Genomic DNA, 18,088 nt, shown 5'->3' on the forward strand with positions numbered 1-18,088 from the left:
GAATTGAAAGATTCATAAAAAATGTCATCCTTTCTAGCTAGCTTTTTAGAAAGAATAACGTTTTTTGACACTTGGGGGTAGTGCAAATTCTTAAGTTGATGGGCATGGGGTACCATCAGAAATTAAAAACAACGAAAACCGTGTGGCAATGACACCAGCAGGTGTTGTACATTTAATTCGTAACAATCACGAAGTATTCATTCAAAAGGGTGCAGGTTTAGGGTCTGGTTTCACAGACGCTCAGTATGTTGAAGCGGGAGCAAAAATTGTTGATACAGCTGAAGAAGCTTGGAACATGGAAATGGTTATGAAAGTTAAGGAACCAATTGAAAGCGAATACAAACACTTCAGTGAAGGCTTAATCTTATTCACATACTTACACTTAGCTCCAGAGCCAGAATTAACAAAAGCTTTAATCGAGAAAAAAGTTGTTTCTATCGCATATGAAACAGTACAATTAGAAAACCGTTCATTACCATTACTTGCACCTATGAGTGAAGTAGCTGGTCGTATGGCTGCACAAATTGGTGCACAATTCCTTGAGAAAAACAAAGGCGGTAAAGGTATCTTACTTGCAGGTGTTCCAGGGGTTAAACGTGGTAAAGTAACAATCATCGGTGGTGGACAAGCTGGTACAAATGCTGCTAAAATTGCAGTTGGACTAGGTGCGGATGTAACAATCATCGACTTAAGTGCAGAACGTCTTCGTCAATTAGATGACATTTTCGGAAACCAAGTAAAAACTTTAATGTCTAATCCTTACAATATTGCAGAAGCTGTTAAAGAGTCTGATCTTGTAATCGGTGCAGTATTAATCCCAGGTGCAAAAGCTCCAAAACTTGTAACAGAAGAAATGATTAAATCAATGGAACCAGGTTCTGTTGTTGTAGATATCGCGATTGACCAAGGTGGTATTTTCGAAACAACTGATCGTATTACAACTCATGATAACCCAACTTATGAAAAACACGGCGTTGTTCATTATGCAGTTGCAAACATGCCAGGTGCGGTTCCACGTACATCAACTCTTGCATTAACAAACGTAACAGTACCATATGCAGTACAAATTGCTAACAAAGGCTACAAAGAAGCTTGCCTAGGTAACACTGCATTACTAAAAGGTATTAACACATTAGATGGCTATGTAACATTCGAAGCAGTTGCAGAAGCTCACGGTGTAGAGTACAAAGGTGCTAAAGAATTATTAGAAGCAGAAACAGTATCTTGCTAATAGAAGCATTATACAAAACAAAATCGAACAATATATAAAACAACATGATAAGAGCTAAGAGTGAAGATCTCTTAGCTCTTCTTGGCAAAAGGGGGCATACATCGTGGCCAACCTATTTAAAAAGAAATCCGTTACGCAATTGTTAGGGGAAAGTAAAAGTAAAACTTTGACGAAAACGCTAGGGGCATTTGACCTAACAATGCTAGGGATTGGTGCGATAATTGGTACAGGAGTTCTAGTATTAACTGGATTAGTAGCAGCAAGAGATGCTGGTCCAGCAGTTATTTTTTCATTCATGATTGCAGCCATCGTTTGTGGATTTGCAGCATTATGTTACGCAGAGGTTGCTTCTACACTTCCTGTTTCAGGTAGTGTGTACACATACTCATATGCAACAATTGGTGAGTTTGTAGCTCATTTAATGGGATGGACATTACTATCCGTATATGTTGTAACGACTGCCGCAGTAGCTGGCGGATGGACTGGTTACTTCCATAACTTAGTGAGTGGATTAGGGCTTGAAATTCCAAAAGCACTGCTAACGATTCCGTCTCAAGGTGGTATAGTGAATTTACCAGCAGTTATCGTTACATTAGTTATAACTTGGTTATTATCAAGAGGTACGAAAGAAAGTAAACGAGTGAATAACATAATGGTATTAATTAAAATTGGTATCGTTGTTTTATTCATTGCAGTTGGTGTATTCTACGTGAAACCAGAAAACTGGATACCATTTGCACCGTATGGTTTAAGTGGAGTTTTCGCGGGGGGAGCAGCAGTATTCTTTGCTTTCTTAGGATTTGATGCATTAGCAACTTCTGCTGAAGAAGTAAAAAATCCGCAACGTGATCTACCGATTGGTATTATCGCTTCGTTAGTCATTTGTACAATCATTTATGTTGTAGTTTGTCTCGTTATGACGGGTATGGTTTCATATAAAGAGCTAGATGTACCGGAAGCGATGGCGTATGTGTTAGAAGTTGTAGGACAAGATAAAGTAGCTGGTATAATCGCAATTGGAGCTGTAATTGGTATTATGGCAGTAATTTTTGCTTACATTTATGCAACGACACGTGTATTCTTCGCTATGAGCCGTGACGGTTTATTGCCAGAATCTTTCGCGAAAATTAATAAAAAGACAGAAGCACCAACATTTACAGTTTGGTTAACAGGAATTGGTAGTGCTTTAATTGCTGGATTTATCGATTTGAAAGAATTGTCGAATTTAGCGAATATTGGAGCGTTGTTAACATTTGCGATGGTTGGTGTGTCAGTTATTATTCTTCGTAAAACACATCCAAAATTACAACGTGGATTTATGGTACCACTTGTACCGATCTTGCCGATTATTTCAATTGCATGTTGTCTATTCTTAATGGTAAACCTACCATTAAAAACATGGATGTACTTCGGTGCTTGGTTAGCAATCGGAGTAGTTGTATACTTTGTTTATTCGAAAAAACATAGTCATTTAAAAGACGATGGAAGTTCGCAGGATAATTTAGAACAAGCTAATTAAAGGGATATAAACACAGTAAGCCTTGTGCGTCTAGGGAGCGCGCAAGGCTTTTTCTTTTGTTGAAATAAAGGGAATGTATATTATTTTGTCGAATTTTTCTGTCGGAATATGAAAAAAGGGTGGGAGCGAAATGGAAGAAGCAAAAGTTGTTGTTGGCGCAGAGGGTTATAATAATAACCCTGGTTGGTTACATACGAATGAAGAAGAATTAAATTTATTACGGAGAGAAACTTGGCTTGATAAATTTCAACCTAATTCTTTATCAGTAATTTTGGCAGAACATGTATGGGAGCATTTATCATATGAAGAAGGAATTGAAGCTGCAAAAATTTGTTATGAGTTTTTAATGGAGAATGGATATATTCGTTGTGCAGTACCAGATGCATTTTTTCCAGATGAAGAATATCAGCAAGGGGTACAAGTAGGTGGACCTGGTCCATTAGATCATCCTGCAGCAAGTCATAAAATTGTTCATAGCTATAAAACAATCACGTCCATGTTTGAATCAGCAGGTTTTCAAGTAAGGCTCTTAGAATACTGTGATGAGAATGGTAAGTTTCACTATAATGATTGGAATGAGAAAGATGGATTTATTTATCGTTCGAAACGTTTTGACCATAGAAATCGGGATAATCATTTAGGATTTGTTTCTTTAATTGTGGATGCGGTGAAAAATGAAAAGTAAGTAAAAAGGGGTGTGCGAATTGTGCATCCTTTTTTGTATGAGAATATAGAGAGTGCGGAAAATATGTATACGACTTATTAAAATGTGAACGGAATGTTCATAAAAAAAATTCAGATTTCATTGACACATATGAGTGGGCGCTCATATAATAAGAGTATAAGATATATGAATGATTGTTCATATGTTCAATTAAAGAGGTGAGCTATAATGGCTGGAAATAAAGTAGAAACACCACAAGAGACATGTTCTCAAACGATAATTCATGAAGAAGTTGTAGAGCAAGTAAAACAAACAATTCCAACTGATGAAAGTTTAAGTAAAGTAGCAGAACTATTTAAAGTATTAGGTGACCGTACACGTACGAGAATATTACATGCGCTATTTGAAGCTGAAATGTGCGTTTGTGATTTAGCTTATTTATTAGGAATGACACAATCATCTATTTCGCATCAGCTTCGTGTGTTAAAGCAAGCGAAACTTGTGAAGAATCGTAAAGAAGGAAAGGTTGTTTATTATTCGTTAGCTGACCAGCACGTAATTCATATCTTCGAGCAAGCGTTTGAACACGTAAACGAAGAAGAATAAAAAGAACGCGAGGAGGGAGAACGATGGCTGAAGCATTAGTGAAAAAGAAACTGATGTTAGAAGGTTTAGATTGTGCGAACTGTGCAATGAAAATTGAAAAAGGTGTTGGGAATATAGAAGGAGTAAATTCTTGCTCTGTAAACTTCGCAACAAAGACAATGATCTTAGAAACAGCACAAAATAAAGAAAACGAAGTTGTTACGGAAGCAAAACAACTCGTTACAAAATTAGAACCGCATATTAAAGTTCAAGAAGAACAAAAAAATAAAATTGCTAAAGAAGTATTTATATTAGAAGGTTTAGATTGCGCGAACTGTGCAATGAAAATTGAAAATAAAGTGAAGGAAATGCCAGCTGTCTCAGAAGCAACTGTTGATTTCGTATCGAAGAAATTACGAGTAGAAGTTGCGAATAAAAGAGAACTAGAAGCGACTGTAGCAAATATAACAAATGTCGTTCAAAAGTTAGAACCAGATGTGAAAGTTGTTCGTGAAGAGAAGAACGGTCATGACCACGGACATAGTCACGATCATGGTGAAGCAAATGTGAAAAAGATGGTAGGGAGATTAGTGGTCGGCGGAATTTTGACAGCAATTGCTGCATTAGCGGGCTTACCACAAATGGTAACAATTCCGTTATTCGTCCTTGCTTATTTATTAATAGGTGGAGATATCGTTTGGAGAGCGATAAGAAACATAACTCGTGGCCAAGTATTTGATGAAAACTTCTTAATGGCAATTGCAACTGTAGGAGCTTTTGCAATTCAACAATATTCTGAAGCTGTAGCAGTAATGCTATTTTATCAAGTAGGAGAACTATTCCAAAGTATTGCGGTAAACCGCTCCCGAAAATCAATTACTTCATTAATGGATATTCGTCCTGATTATGCGAATGTAAAGGTTGGAAATGAAACGAAACAAGTATCACCAGAAGATGTACAAATTGGCGATTATATTATCGTTAAGCCAGGTGAGAAGGTGCCGTTAGACGGAAAAGTAATTGAAGGAACATCAATGGTAGATACTTCAGCATTAACAGGTGAATCTGTACCACGTGAAGTTGAAGTTGGAAATGATGTATTAAGTGGCTTTGTGAACCAAAACGGTGTGTTGACAATTGAAGTTACAAAAGAATTCGGTGAATCCACTGTATCGAAAATTTTAGATTTAGTTCAAAATGCAAGCAGTAAAAAAGCACCAACGGAAAACTTTATTACGAAGTTTGCACGTTACTACACTCCAGTTGTAGTTATTACAGCGGCGATCATGGCGTTTATTCCACCACTTATTTTAGAAGGAGCTACATTCTCTGAGTGGATTTATAGAGCTTTAGTGTTCTTAGTAATCTCTTGTCCATGTGCGTTAGTTGTATCCATTCCTCTTGGATTCTTTGGAGGTATTGGTGGTGCATCTAAAAGTGGTGTGTTAGTAAAAGGTAGTAACTATTTAGAAGCTTTAAATGATGTAAAATATATTGTTTTTGACAAAACAGGAACATTAACAAAAGGTGTTTTCAAAGTTACAAAAATGGAACCGAGCGAAGGTACTACAAGTGAAGAGTTATTAGAGTATGCGGCATTTGCTGAAGTATATTCTAACCATCCAATTGCCCAATCTATTCGAAAGGCATATGGAAAATCAATTGATGAAAAAATAATCGATGATTATAACGAAATTTCTGGTCACGGTACAGTCGTAAAAGTACAAGGAAAAGAAATTTTTGCAGGTAATGCAAAATTAATGAGAAAAGAAAATATTGAATTTAAGCAACCAGAAACAGTAGGTACATTAGTTCACGTTGCTGTAGATGGAAGATATGCAGGTTATATTGTTATCTCTGATGAGGTAAAAGAGGATTCGAAACAAGCGATTCAAAAGTTAAAAGAACTAGGTATTAAAAAGACAGTAATGTTAACTGGTGATGCAAAACCAGTTGGTGAAGCTGTCGGTAAAGAATTAGGCTTAGATGAAGTTCATGCGGAATTACTACCGCAACAAAAAGTAGAAGAGATTGAAAAAATTGATGCAGCGAAGCACGGAAAAGAAAAAATTGCCTTCGTTGGTGACGGTATTAACGATACACCAGTATTAGCCCGTGCAGACGTTGGTATTGCGATGGGTGGTTTAGGATCAGATGCAGCAATTGAAGCGGCAGACATCGTTATTATGACTGATGAGCCTTCAAAAATTGCGACAGCTGTAAAAATTGCAAAACGTACAAGAAGTATAGTGTGGCAAAATATCATCTTTGCTCTAGGTGTAAAAGGGATCGTTTTATTACTTGGTGCTTTTGGTATTGCAACAATGTGGGAAGCTGTTTTCTCAGATGTTGGTGTGACACTACTTGCAGTGTTAAATGCAATGCGTGTATTAAGAGTGAAAGATTTATAAAAAAGAGGACGCGACCCGCGTCCTCTTTTTTATTGGTGATTTTGTTGAAATTGACTCAATAAAATAATACCAAATATTATTTTACTTTTAAATAGCGTTATATTAAAATTTACAAATAAAATACATTCGTCTTATTCTTTTAATATATTTTTTACAAATATCCATATAGTATTGAAAAAACAGAGAAGGGGAAACTTCTCTGTTTACTTTTGTATGTTTTTTTCGACTTGTTCTCGAACTGTTTGAATGTAATTCATTTTATGATCCCAGCACTCTTGGCTTAAATCGACAGGGTATTCTTCAGGATTTAAAGTTCGCATATATTCTTCCCAAAATAGAGAGAGACTCTGTTCATTATATTTTTGAATATCTAATATACTTGGTAGTTCATATGTTCTTTCACCGTTAACGAAAATATCTTTATGCAGTTCACGGGCTTCAAAGTTTGTTACGAATTTACTTATATATGTGTGAACTGGATGGAACATTTTTAAGCGCTCTTCTTTTCCAGGTTCTTCAGAATCTAATGCAATATAATCGCCTTCTGCATGATCATTTACCCGATTGATAATACGATAAATTCGTTTCAGTCCTGGAGTGGTAATTTTTTCAGGGTTAGATGAAATTTTAATCGTATCATTTAATTTTCCGTCAGTATCTTCAATCGCAACTAGTTTGTAAACAGCCCCCAATGCAGGTTGCTCAAAGGACGTAATTAATTTTGTCCCAACGCCCCATACGTCAATTTTTGCTCCTTGAGATTTAAGGTGCATAATTGTGTATTCATCTAAATCGCTAGAAGCGATAATTTTTGTATTTGTAAACCCTGCTTCATCTAATAGTTTTCGTGCCTTTTTCGATAAATAAGCCATATCACCACTATCAAGACGTATGCCATAGAAATCAATACGATCCCCAAATTCTTTTGCAACACGAATTGCATTTGGAACACCAGATTTCAATGTGTCATATGTATCAACGAGAAAGACGCACTTTTTATGAGTTTCAGCGTATTTTTTAAACGCGACGTATTCATCGCGATATGCTTGAACGAAAGAGTGAGCGTGTGTGCCAGCTACAGGGATCCCAAAGCGTTTCCCAGCACGAACGTTGCTTGTAGAGGAGAAACCACCAATAAAGGCAGCACGCGTCCCCCAAAGGGCAGCATCGAACTCATGGGCACGTCTTGTGCCGAACTCTAAAAGCTCATCATTACTTGCAGCATGTTTCATACGTGCTGCTTTTGTTGCAATTAATGTTTGGTAATTCACAATATTTAAGAGGGCAGTCTCAATAATTTGTGCTTCACCAAGTGGTGCATCAACACGTAATAAAGGCTCGTTATTAAATACAACTTCACCTTCTTGCATACTACGAATCGTCCCAGTGAATTTCATATTTTGTAAATAATGAAGGAATTCTTCTTCAAATTGTAATTCTGCTAAATAAGCGATATCGCTTTCAGTAAAACTGAAATTTTCAATGTACTCTACAATTTTCTCAAGGCCAGCAAAAACAGCGTAACCGTTCTCAAATGGAAGCTTTCGAAAATATAAATCAAAAACAGAACGGCGATTATGAATACCATCTTTCCAATATGTATAAGCCATGTTGATTTGATATAGGTCTGTATGTAAGGCATAACTATCGTCTTTATAATGAGTCATCGCGAGAACACCTCCATAATTTGGTTATAGTATACCAATTTTTCACCATTGGTAGCAAAGAAGAGATATTGATGTGAAGTCAAGAGAGAAAAAAATGAAATTATGCATATTTTTTAGAAAATTTATATTTATCAATTTATATTTCTCCAAATTTTATGTATTATTAGAGTAATGGGGTAATGAGAATGGAGGAGGACAATGCAACAAACATTAGAAAAAATAGGCAAACAAGTCTTTTACAAACGGCTTCAGCAAAAAATGACACAAGAAGAATTATGTCAGGGCATTTGTTCTGTCTCATACTTAAGTAAGATCGAAAATGGAAAGATCGAAGCATCAGAAGAAATTCTACAATTGCTCTGCGCAAGATTAGAAATTGCTGTGACGGATTTGAGAGATGTAGAAGAAGATGTGAAGGGGAAGCTGGATGAATGGTTGAATGCACTAGTTCATTTGGACAAGCAACAAGTAGAACGTATATATGAAGAGTTGCAAGGTGAAATGAAGCATGTGTTGGATTTTGAAATTATAAATTATTATAAACTGCTGTATACGCGGTATTTAATTATGAAAAGGGATATTTCTGCACTCGAAGAAGAATTAGATAAGTTGAAGAAGGTATATAAAAAATATTCTCCATTTCAGAAGTTGTTATATATGTACAGTAGAGGATTATTGTGCTGTTTACAGTATAGATGGAAGGATGGGCTAGATTACTTATTAAAAACAGAAGTAATGGCCAAAGAACAGGGGTATCATGAAACAGGCTTGTATTATAATATAGCGCTTGCATATACTCATTTAGATATTCATCATCTTGCAATTCATTTTGTAAATATGGCATTAGAAGGATTTCGTAGTGAATATAAGTTTAGAAACATAATTAATTGCCAAATCCTTATTGCGGTAAGTTATACAGAAAAAGGTCAGTATGAAGAAGCTTTAAAAATGTATGAGAGTATATTGAGAGAGGCCACATCTTTTGCTGATAAGGATGTACTATTAGCTATTACTTTAAGTAATATGGGAAGTATCTATTATAAAAAAGGCAAATATCAGCAAGCGAAAAAATATTATTTAGATAGTCTACAACTTCAAAAACAAATAGATTTAAACTATTTAGATACAATATACGAAATGGCATTAGTATGCATTAAATTAGAAGAGTTGGAAGAGGCAAGGACATTAATTGATAAGGGAATTGATGCAGCAAAACAGGAAGAGAGATTTAATGCAAAATTATATTTGCTTTTAATGCTTAGATATAAATATTTTGAAGAAGCAAAAGATTATAAAGCATTTTTGGAAAATGAGGCTATCCCGTTGTATAAATCTGCAGGAAATAAAATAGAATTAAAGAAAGTATACGTTGAACTAGCAGAACATTTTTCCAGTTTATCGAGATTTGAAGAAAGTAATCGATACTATAGGTTAGTTATTGATTTAATGAATGATAATAAGGAGGAATAAAAATGAAAAAGATGGTATTTGGAGTATTGGCGTTTATAGTGACTCTTACAGTTGCTGGAGGAATACATCAATATAGCAGTAAACCTGATATTGTTGGTCAACAAGCTAAAACTGTTGAACAAGTTAATTTATAATCTCCCCCCTTTCCAACCGGAAAGGGGTTTTTCAATATTTGTTCCTCAAAATTCTACAAAACTTGAGAAAAAAATTATTTGAATTTTTAGTATATTAATAGTGGAAACATAATGCTAATATGAAACTACTCTTTTTCAAAAAATTTTTTATTAGGGGGAAGGTTATATGAAAAAGAAGAGTTTAGCATTAGTGTTAGCGACAGGAATGGCAGTTACAACGTTTGGAGGGACAGGCTCTGCGTTTGCGGATTCTAAAAATGTGCTCTCTACTAAGAAGTACAATGAGACGGTGCAGTCACCTGAGTTTATTTCTGGTGATCTAACTGAAGCAACTGGCAAGAAAGCAGAATCTGTTGTGTTTGATTACTTAAACGCAGCAAAAGGTGATTACAAGCTAGGGGAAAAGAGTGCGCAAGATTCTTTCAAAGTGAAACAAGTGAAGAAAGATGCTGTAACTGATTCAACAGTAGTACGTATGCAACAAGTTTACGAAGGAGTGCCTGTATAGGGTTCTACTCAAGTAGCTCACGTAAGTAAGGACGGTTCTTTAAAAGTATTGTCTGGAACAGTTGCACCTGATTTAGACAAAAAGGAAAAGTTGAAAAATAAAAATAAGATTGAAGGCGCAAAAGCAATTGAAATCGCGCAGCAAGATTTAGGGGTAACACCGAAATATGAAGTAGAACCAAAAGCGGACTTATATGTATATCAAAACGGTGAGGAAACAACATATGCATATGTTGTAAATCTGAACTTCTTAGATCCAAGCCCAGGAAACTACTACTATTTCATTGAGGCAGACAGCGGTAAAGTATTAAATAAGTTTAATACAATTGATCATGTGACGAATGATGATAAGTCACCAGTTAAGCAAGAGGCTCCTAAACAGGATGCGAAAGCTGTTGTAAAGCCTGTAACAGGAACGAATAAAGTAGGAACTGGTAAAGGTGTACTAGGAGATACGAAGTCGCTTAATACAACGTTATCTGGATCATCTTACTACTTACAAGATAATACACGCGGGGCAACGATTTTCACATATGATGCGAAAAACCGTTCAACATTACCAGGAACATTATGGGCAGATGCAGATAATGTTTTCAATGCAGCGTATGATGCAGCAGCGGTAGATGCTCATTACTATGCGGGTATCACGTATGATTACTATAAGAATACATTTAATCGTAATTCAATTAATGATGCAGGAGCGCCGTTAAAATCAACAGTTCATTACGGAAGTAATTATAACAATGCATTCTGGAACGGATCACAGATGGTATACGGAGATGGTGATGGTGTAACATTTACTTCATTATCTGGTGGAATTGATGTAATTGGTCACGAGTTAACGCATGCTGTTACGGAAAATAGTTCAAATCTAATTTATCAAAATGAATCTGGGGCTTTAAATGAAGCGATTTCTGATATCTTTGGTACTTTAGTAGAATTCTATGATAACCGTAACCCGGATTGGGAGATTGGTGAAGATATTTACACACCTGGTAAAGCAGGAGACGCGCTTCGCTCTATGAGTGATCCTACGAAGTATGGTGATCCAGACCATTATTCTAAGCGTTACACTGGTTCAAGTGATAACGGTGGTGTTCATACAAACAGCGGCATTATTAATAAACAAGCTTATTTATTAGCAAATGGTGGTACGCATTATGGTGTAACTGTAACTGGTATCGGTAAAGATAAATTAGGTGCGATTTACTACCGTGCAAATACACAGTATTTCACGCAATCTACTACATTTAGTCAAGCTCGTGCTGGTGCAGTACAAGCTGCTGCAGACTTATATGGTGCAAATTCTGCTGAAGTAGCAGCAGTTAAGCAATCATTTAGTGCTGTTGGTGTAAACTAAGGCTTTAAGGAAGAGCTAGTAATAAAATACTTCAAAAATAAAGAAGGAGCATAGGCTCCTTCTTTATTTTTTTCTCCATTTTTTCCACAAATAAAACAATCCAATAACGCCTGCGATTGTTACAACCCACTTCGCTTCATTTGTTCCGTTCATGACTTGGTATGCCGAATATACTTCAATCAATAAGGCCGGTATTTTACCTATTGTACTGGCAATACTGAAGGAGAGTAATGACATTTTCCCTAGAGCTGCAAATAAAGTAACGATACTTGATGGGATGAAAGGTATCAATCGAAACGATAGAACGAGTAGAAAGGCCTCTCTACCTTCTACATAAAGAAGACGCTCTACCTTTGGGTACTTATTGACTTTATCGTGAGTGAACTTTTGAAGGCCCATGCGATAAATATAAAACGAGATAATAGCCCCTAAGGCCTCACCTGCGATCGAAATGATTGTGCCATTGGTTACACCGAAGAGCTGTATGTTAATGGCGGTTAAAAAGATGCTAGGAATAACACCTAAAAGACTAATGATGATGTTAATTAAGATACTAAGTGGAATTGCGATTGAATAGTATTCTGTTAAGAAATTCTGAATCGTTTCAGCCATTGTTTAAAATCCTTTATCTTTTTTTGCATTACACCACATTTCGTTTGTATAGGCAAGGGTAAATTTACATAATGTAGAAAAACGTTGATAAGAATGGTTGTTTATACCTTATACAGGTATTATGTATATAAAAACAGGGGTATTTTAAATTGTTTTTAAAAACACTATAAAAACCTTTGTATAAAAGAGTTTTATAGTTATGTTATTGGCGATTTTATCTGGGAAATAATTATAAAATATAGGGGGTATATATTATAAAAGGCGAAAAATAGAGGGTTGATGAAATTGCGCGGTAAATATGGAAAAACAGATGAAAAAAATGAAAAATGATAGATTTTTTCGTTGTGAAATTGACTTTTAGTGAAGTTGCGATAATAATCATGGAAGAGGTGATATGATGAAACGAATAAGTAGTCTTTTCTTCAGTAGTTTATTGGTATTAATGCTGATCTTAAGTGGATGTGCAGGAAAAGAACAAAAATCAGAGAAACAGACAGGGAATCAAGCTACATCGGTAGAAAAAATTAGTGATAATATTTTAGATGAAATGGAAGGACCACCTAAAAATGGTCATACGATTGAAAGACATGTAGGCAAGTCAGAAGAGGATTTGAAGAATCGCTTGAAGACAGATAAAGTGTCAGCCGCAAGTACATACTATGATAAAGAAACAGCGACGAAAGCTGTAAAAGATAGCTTGAAGCAACATGACAAGGAAATTCAAGATTGGTTAAAAAATTCTAAAGAGGCTCGTCTCGTATTAAATACAACTCATTCATTCCCTGTTGGAAAAACGGTAATAAAGAAAAATATGAGTGTAAAAGACAAGTTAGTAAAAACTGTTACTGTTTTAGCAAGAGATAAGTCAGGGGAATTAGGGTTTAAGATTATTACTTCTTATCCATCTGATAAATAAGAAGGGGGAGTACATTATGTATACGACATTACAATACTTTCTTAAATCGTACTGTACGTTAAGTATTCATGAGGATGAAATAGTAAGCGTGATGGAAGAGTTTATTGAACAAGAAGACGAAGAAATTGTTTTGAAATTACGTGATGAATTAATAAATATGAAGAAAAAGAACGCGTGGGAAGAGGCGTGTGTATTAGCTGCGAAGCAAGGAAATCGTATGTGGTCTTTAGAAGAAACGAAAGACCATCTTGAAACTTTTTTACTATTACTGCAAAAGAAAAAGGCGTGATTTAATCACGCCTTTTTCTTTATACTATTCGGTTGATAGTATCTATTCCTTTGGAGCGCTTTTATATACGCTTTTTGAAATTTGTCCATTTGATATTACTTCCCCGTTTTGTGTTACTTTTTTATACGTAACCGCTGTGATTTTATCACTAGTTCTACTAATTACTTGAGAAGAAACTTCAACATTTTTACCAGTATTTGTACCGAAAATACGTGTAGTAATACTACCTCCATTTGAAAATGCTTGAATATAAATATGATTGCCTGTATTATTTTTAAATTTTAAATCTGGACCATAATCTGCTACTGCTGCATCTTGCCCAAGTGGTAAATAATTTACCGGCATAGAATGATTGCTTCGAGAAACAATGCCTAAATCTGCCCTTAAAGCTGCGCTGTATAATGTACTACTGACTTGGCAAACTCCTCCGCCTGCACTTTGTATTACTTTACCTTGTGAATATACTGCTGCAGATTTATAACCATGTGCACCATCAGTTACGCCAACGCGGCCGTTAAAACTAAATGTTTCATCAGGTGCGACAATAACTCCACTTAAAGTATTAGCTGACTTATTTACGTTAAATGATTGATTTCCGTTACGGCCAGCCATTGGAGTAGAATATTCAGCAATGACTTCTTTAATCCCCATTTTCTGTATGTCTTCTGTAGAACGTTCTGGTTTTATGAATGTAACTGGCAATGTAACATCTGATTTACCAGTAGTAATAGCTTCGTTTGTTAAACCGCTTAGTTTCCCTTTATCAATTTTTTCTCCGTTTTGGCTTTGACTAACATTTACTGTTGAGCCTTCAATACTTAATTCTGCGTTAACAGGATTTTTTAATGTTTCATTATATTTATCTTTTATAAAGGTTTCATAAGCTGTTGCATTTAATTGTGGTATTAATTTATAGTCACGTTTTAATTCACCGTTTTCAGCTTGCTTGCGCATTTTGTAACGATTCATTACGTTTCCTTCTTGTTCTTTGAAGATTTTGTCAATAATATCTTTCTCTTTATAATTTACCCCTAAATCTTTCCATGTGTAAGTTTGTTTATCGTTTTGGAATATGTAGGTAAGGGATTTTTGATCTAATTCAGTTACCCTTTGATTAATGATTGCTTGAATATCTTTCTTATTTTTTCCATCGAGAGAAATACCTTCAAATGTAGTATTTGGTAATGCAGTAGTATCTAATTGATTATTTAATTTGGATACATATTGATATCCCCCAACACCGCCTACACAAAGTAATATGCCCCCAGCAATTGCAGAACCAATCAGTATTTTACTTAGCTTCATTTATTTCCCCCCAGAAATTTATGTATAAATATATGTATTACATTTTTTGTATAAAAATGATGAAAATAACATTATGTACGTACTAGTATACTATTATTTTCACTGTGTGTGTAATGTTTTCATAAAAAATGTTACATAGCTGTAATAATTGTCACTTCTTGTCACAATGTGTATGAAAAATATGTTGAAAAATATAATAAAAAGGCTGTCTAGAATGATCTAGCAGCCTTTTTATTATAATTTTTTATGTTCATTTTTATTCGTAACACCGAGATGTTTTTGAAGGGTAGTTGAAATAGTATCGACGCTTTTTTCATTTGGCACGTAATAATAAATACCACCTATATATTTATCTGTACCTTCTACTTGCATTTTTTCCATCTTTAAATTTGAATCCATTGAATTTTTTGTAATTGTCATCATATCATCAAAAGTTAAATTGGTTTTTAAGTCTTTATCGACAGCGTCTAGTAGGCCACCGATTTTATTAATGGAATTAAGAGATAGTGCCTTTTCAGCAATGGCCTCTAATACAAGCTGTTGTCGTTGGCCACGCATATAATCACTATCGATGTGACGAGTTCTAGCTAGTGCCAGTGCCTCTTCTCCATTTAAATGTTGACGTCCTTTTTTTAGATGAATTGCATCTGCTTCATCTTTACTATTTTGCTCTGTGAATTCAACTGGAACGTCCACAGTAATGCCACCAAGAGAATCAACAATTTTAATAAAGGATTTAAAATTGAATTTTACATAATAATCAACTGGAACATCTAAAAAGTTCTCTACCGTATCAATTGTGCTGTCTACACCACCGAATACGTGCGCATGTGTGATTTTATCGTATTTATCACGTGATTTAATGTAGACGCGTGAGTCACGTGGAATGCTTACAAGTTTAACGGATTTATCGTTTTTATTAATTGTTGCAAGTAATAACGCATCTGTTCGAGTTGCTTTTCCATAATCTTTTTCCCTAATATCACTTTCATCAACACCCATAATTAGTACGGAAATGTTGTCGGTCATAGGTTTAACAGCTTTTTCACGTTTACTGGACTTTTCTCCTCGACCTAGTTCAGCATAAGCATTATTTAAGACGGACTTTGCTTTACTGTATATATGGAAGGAGTAGCCTCCTGCTCCAAGTGCTACAATTAGTAATGGAATAAGAAGGAACCAAAGTAGGCGTTTTTTCTTTGAGCGTCCTTTTTTGGCTCGCGTATTGTTGTTCGTGTCGGATTTCATCATTTTTTCTCCTTTAAAACTATCAAAGTGTATACATTTAGAAGTGTATTCAAACACATAAAAAATATTTTACGCTAAATAAAAGCGATTGTACATGTATAAAAAATAGATGTCTTGATTATTTATCCGGTATTAACGAGCAGTAAAACGCCCACCTCAAAGTCCAGTGAATACAATGAAGTAAGGTGGGAGATAACTGCCCGTAAATACCCGATTGATGAAGGCTAATAATCAGAGTGGGGATAGCCCCACTCTGATTAAAGTTTCACTTTATAAGACACCTATTCGTTATTGTATACAAAAGATAGGGATAAGAAAATGATAAAATTTTACCTAATTACAACATAATGCTTACGATAATTGCAGATAAAATACTAACGAGAGTAGCTCCATATAGTAATTTAAGGCCAAACCTCGCAACAACGTTTCCTTGTTCTTCGTTTAGTCCTTTTACCGCACCTGAAATAATACCAATGGAAGAAAAATTGGCAAAAGATACAAGGAAAACAGAAATAATACCAACTGTACGGGGAGAAAGGCCATTAGAAATTTTACTAAGGTCCATCATTGCGACAAATTCATTCGTTACAAGCTTCGTTGCCATAATGCTACCAGCTGCTACAATTTCAGAGCTTGGTACACCGATAAGGAATGCGATAGGTGCAAATACGTAGCCAATTAATTGTTGGAACGTAATACCGAATATAATGAGGAACAAGTCATTAATACAACTAATTAATGCGACAAATCCGATGAGCATAGCGCCGACAACAATGGCTACACGAAAACCATCAAGAATATATTCTCCAAGCATTTCAAAAAAGCTTTGTTTTTCACCTTTGATTTCTAAAATATCTTCGTCATCTTTAACGTCGTAAGGGTTAATGATGAGTACGATAATAAAACCGCTAAATAAATTGAGAACGAGTGCAGTTACTACATACTTAGGTTCAATCATTGTCATATAGGCACCTACGATAGACATAGATACGGTTGACATAGCGGAGGCACAAAGTGTATAAAGACGGTGTTTTGGAATTTGAGCTAATTGCTTTTTCACTGTAATAAAAACTTCTGATTGGCCGACAATGGCAGAAGCGATAGCGTTGTAAGATTCTAATTTCCCAAGACCATTTATTTTACTAAGAAAGTACCCGATCCAATGAATAAAAAATGGTAGTATTTTGAAATGTTGTAATATACCAATTAAAACAGAAATAAAGACGATTGGTAATAATACAGTAAGGAAAAATGGCATTTCACCTTTATTTGCAAGACCACCAAATACAAAATTTACTCCATCAGCAGCATACTCGAGTAGTTTGGTAAACAAACTGGAAATGATTCTAATAAGTATGAGGCCGATTTCTGTATTTAATAGTAAATAGGTTAAAATTAACTGTATAATAAGCATGATAAAAATTGGTTTAAATTTAATATGCTTCTTATTATTGCTAGCAATATAAGCGAGCAAGAAAACAACAATTAGTCCGACGAAAAAAGTAATGAATTTCATGGTAAACCCCCTAAAAGAGATATTCTGCTATATATGTTTTTCATTTCAAGGGAGAATATGCATCTTTGGTAAAGAAAGGAATAGATAGAGTATGAATATATGTAGAGTGCATCACGTTGCGATTATTTGTTCGAATTATGAGACGTCAAAGTATTTTTATACTAGAATATTAGGTTTTAAAGAAATGAATGAAGTATATAGAAAGGAACGAGATTCTTATAAATTAGATTTATGTGTAGGAGAAGAGTATCAAATCGAATTATTTTCATTTCCAAATCCGCCTGAGCGCAAAAGTTTTCCAGAAGCAGCCGGTCTTAGACATTTAGCATTTGCTGTTACAAATATAGAAGAAGCTGTGAAGCATTTAAATCAATGTGGTGTTGAGACGGAATCCATCCGTATTGATGAAATAACGGAGAAGAAATTCGTCTTTTTTCAAGACCCTGATGGTTTACCTTTAGAATTGTATGAGGTTTGAAAATTGGTGGATTTTATATAGAGTTGCTCTCCAATAATTGAAGAAACTAAAGTGAAACTTCTTTTTAAAAGACCAACTATGAAAAGTCAAGGGGACATTTTCAAAAAATATTGCTAGAGGATTTTGAAAATAAATCCACTGGATTCGATAGGAAGTGGCTAAACGTCTTCATAAAG

Annotated in this window: 14 protein-coding genes and 2 pseudogenes; 11 read left to right on the plus strand and 5 right to left on the minus strand. The window is 35.0% G+C overall.

Annotation, left to right across the window (positions count from 1 at the left end):
• Positions 1-106: 106 nt before the first annotated feature.
• The 5 genes and pseudogenes from ald to ACS2CR_RS28590 form a co-directional block, all read left to right on the plus strand.
• Positions 107-1,231: pseudogene (gene ald, locus ACS2CR_RS28570) on the plus strand (alanine dehydrogenase); the annotation flags it as partial.
• Positions 1,232-1,334: 103 nt separating this feature from the next.
• The gene (locus ACS2CR_RS28575) at positions 1,335-2,750 is read left to right on the plus strand and encodes an amino acid permease (RefSeq protein WP_001284887.1); all 1,416 of its coding nucleotides are present in this window, start codon (positions 1,335-1,337) and stop codon (positions 2,748-2,750) included.
• 130 nt (positions 2,751-2,880) lie between these two features.
• A complete protein-coding gene (locus ACS2CR_RS28580; RefSeq protein WP_000390572.1) occupies positions 2,881-3,435 on the plus strand; it encodes a class I SAM-dependent methyltransferase in 555 nt (184 codons plus the stop codon).
• A gap of 207 nt (positions 3,436-3,642) precedes the next feature.
• Entirely contained in the window at positions 3,643-4,020 is a 378-nt protein-coding gene (locus ACS2CR_RS28585) for an ArsR/SmtB family transcription factor (RefSeq protein WP_000918378.1), read from the plus strand.
• Between the two features lie 23 nt (positions 4,021-4,043).
• A complete protein-coding gene (locus ACS2CR_RS28590) occupies positions 4,044-6,410 on the plus strand; it encodes a heavy metal translocating P-type ATPase (RefSeq protein ID WP_000796560.1) in 2,367 nt (788 codons plus the stop codon).
• 203 nt (positions 6,411-6,613) lie between these two features.
• Here the strand turns inward: ACS2CR_RS28590 and ACS2CR_RS28595 are convergent, their stop codons facing one another.
• Positions 6,614-8,077: a nicotinate phosphoribosyltransferase gene (locus tag ACS2CR_RS28595; RefSeq protein WP_000150184.1), complete on the minus strand. Its 1,464-nt coding sequence runs from the start codon at positions 8,075-8,077 to the stop codon at positions 6,614-6,616.
• Between the two features lie 198 nt (positions 8,078-8,275).
• On the opposite strand from ACS2CR_RS28595, the gene ACS2CR_RS28600 reads away from it, so the two are divergent.
• The 3 genes and pseudogenes from ACS2CR_RS28600 (at position 8,276) to ACS2CR_RS28610 (ending at position 11,548) form a co-directional block, all read left to right on the plus strand.
• Positions 8,276-9,547, plus strand: a complete 1,272-nt coding sequence (locus tag ACS2CR_RS28600; protein WP_001187938.1) for a helix-turn-helix transcriptional regulator — start codon at positions 8,276-8,278, stop codon at positions 9,545-9,547.
• 2 nt (positions 9,548-9,549) lie between these two features.
• Positions 9,550-9,681 carry a quorum-signaling peptide NprX gene (gene nprX, locus ACS2CR_RS28605; RefSeq protein ID WP_016112135.1) on the plus strand — a complete coding sequence of 44 codons (132 nt, stop codon included), beginning with the start codon at positions 9,550-9,552 and terminating at the stop codon, positions 9,679-9,681.
• Between the two features lie 166 nt (positions 9,682-9,847).
• A pseudogene (locus tag ACS2CR_RS28610) lies at positions 9,848-11,548 on the plus strand (M4 family metallopeptidase).
• 63 nt (positions 11,549-11,611) lie between these two features.
• Here ACS2CR_RS28610 and ACS2CR_RS28615 read toward each other — a convergent pair.
• Positions 11,612-12,160: a TVP38/TMEM64 family protein gene (locus tag ACS2CR_RS28615; protein ID WP_000852235.1), complete on the minus strand. Its 549-nt coding sequence runs from the start codon at positions 12,158-12,160 to the stop codon at positions 11,612-11,614.
• A 397-nt stretch (positions 12,161-12,557) separates the two neighbouring features.
• Between ACS2CR_RS28615 and ACS2CR_RS28620 the strand changes: the two genes are divergently transcribed.
• Together ACS2CR_RS28620 and ACS2CR_RS28625 are read left to right on the plus strand one after the other, a co-directional pair.
• A complete protein-coding gene (locus ACS2CR_RS28620; protein WP_016112137.1) occupies positions 12,558-13,076 on the plus strand; it encodes an RNase A-like domain-containing lipoprotein in 519 nt (172 codons plus the stop codon).
• A 16-nt stretch (positions 13,077-13,092) separates the two neighbouring features.
• Entirely contained in the window at positions 13,093-13,365 is a 273-nt protein-coding gene (locus tag ACS2CR_RS28625; protein WP_000288803.1) for a hypothetical protein, read from the plus strand.
• Between the two features lie 42 nt (positions 13,366-13,407).
• Here ACS2CR_RS28625 and ACS2CR_RS28630 read toward each other — a convergent pair whose 3' ends face one another.
• From ACS2CR_RS28630 to ACS2CR_RS28640, 3 genes are all read right to left on the minus strand, one after another.
• Complete coding sequence (locus ACS2CR_RS28630) at positions 13,408-14,670, minus strand: VanW family protein (RefSeq protein ID WP_053514407.1); 1,263 nt, start codon at positions 14,668-14,670, stop codon at positions 13,408-13,410.
• Between the two features lie 234 nt (positions 14,671-14,904).
• A complete protein-coding gene (locus ACS2CR_RS28635; RefSeq protein ID WP_053514408.1) occupies positions 14,905-15,921 on the minus strand; it encodes an LCP family protein in 1,017 nt (338 codons plus the stop codon).
• A gap of 334 nt (positions 15,922-16,255) precedes the next feature.
• Positions 16,256-17,434: a NupC/NupG family nucleoside CNT transporter gene (locus ACS2CR_RS28640; RefSeq protein ID WP_153602848.1), complete on the minus strand. Its 1,179-nt coding sequence runs from the start codon at positions 17,432-17,434 to the stop codon at positions 16,256-16,258.
• Positions 17,435-17,525: 91 nt separating this feature from the next.
• Here ACS2CR_RS28640 and gloA2 point away from each other — a divergent pair, with 91 nt between their 5' ends.
• Positions 17,526-17,912 carry an SMU1112c/YaeR family gloxylase I-like metalloprotein gene (gene gloA2, locus ACS2CR_RS28645; protein ID WP_053514410.1) on the plus strand — a complete coding sequence of 129 codons (387 nt, stop codon included), beginning with the start codon at positions 17,526-17,528 and terminating at the stop codon, positions 17,910-17,912.
• Positions 17,913-18,088: the final 176 nt, after the last annotated feature.

The sequence above is a fragment of the Bacillus cereus group sp. BceL291 genome, from assembly GCF_051776705.1.
In the GTDB taxonomy this organism is placed as follows: domain Bacteria; phylum Bacillota; class Bacilli; order Bacillales; family Bacillaceae_G; genus Bacillus_A; species Bacillus_A cereus.

What these genes read in the sequence shown, in the direction of transcription:
- ACS2CR_RS28580 (WP_000390572.1), top strand. Translation starts at nt 2,881, where the DNA reads ATGGAAGAAGCAAAAGTTGTTGTTGGCGCAGAGGGTTATAATAATAAC.
- ACS2CR_RS28585 (WP_000918378.1), top strand. Translation starts at nt 3,643, where the DNA reads ATGGCTGGAAATAAAGTAGAAACACCACAAGAGACATGTTCTCAAACG.
- ACS2CR_RS28590 (WP_000796560.1), top strand. Translation starts at nt 4,044, where the DNA reads ATGGCTGAAGCATTAGTGAAAAAGAAACTGATGTTAGAAGGTTTAGAT.
- ACS2CR_RS28595 (WP_000150184.1), bottom strand. Translation starts at nt 8,077, where the DNA reads ATGACTCATTATAAAGACGATAGTTATGCCTTACATACAGACCTATAT.
- ACS2CR_RS28600 (WP_001187938.1), top strand. Translation starts at nt 8,276, where the DNA reads ATGCAACAAACATTAGAAAAAATAGGCAAACAAGTCTTTTACAAACGG.
- nprX (WP_016112135.1), top strand. Translation starts at nt 9,550, where the DNA reads ATGAAAAAGATGGTATTTGGAGTATTGGCGTTTATAGTGACTCTTACA.
- ACS2CR_RS28615 (WP_000852235.1), bottom strand. Translation starts at nt 12,160, where the DNA reads ATGGCTGAAACGATTCAGAATTTCTTAACAGAATACTATTCAATCGCA.
- ACS2CR_RS28620 (WP_016112137.1), top strand. Translation starts at nt 12,558, where the DNA reads ATGAAACGAATAAGTAGTCTTTTCTTCAGTAGTTTATTGGTATTAATG.
- ACS2CR_RS28625 (WP_000288803.1), top strand. Translation starts at nt 13,093, where the DNA reads ATGTATACGACATTACAATACTTTCTTAAATCGTACTGTACGTTAAGT.
- ACS2CR_RS28630 (WP_053514407.1), bottom strand. Translation starts at nt 14,670, where the DNA reads ATGAAGCTAAGTAAAATACTGATTGGTTCTGCAATTGCTGGGGGCATA.
- ACS2CR_RS28635 (WP_053514408.1), bottom strand. Translation starts at nt 15,921, where the DNA reads ATGATGAAATCCGACACGAACAACAATACGCGAGCCAAAAAAGGACGC.
- ACS2CR_RS28640 (WP_153602848.1), bottom strand. Translation starts at nt 17,434, where the DNA reads ATGAAATTCATTACTTTTTTCGTCGGACTAATTGTTGTTTTCTTGCTC.
- gloA2 (WP_053514410.1), top strand. Translation starts at nt 17,526, where the DNA reads ATGAATATATGTAGAGTGCATCACGTTGCGATTATTTGTTCGAATTAT.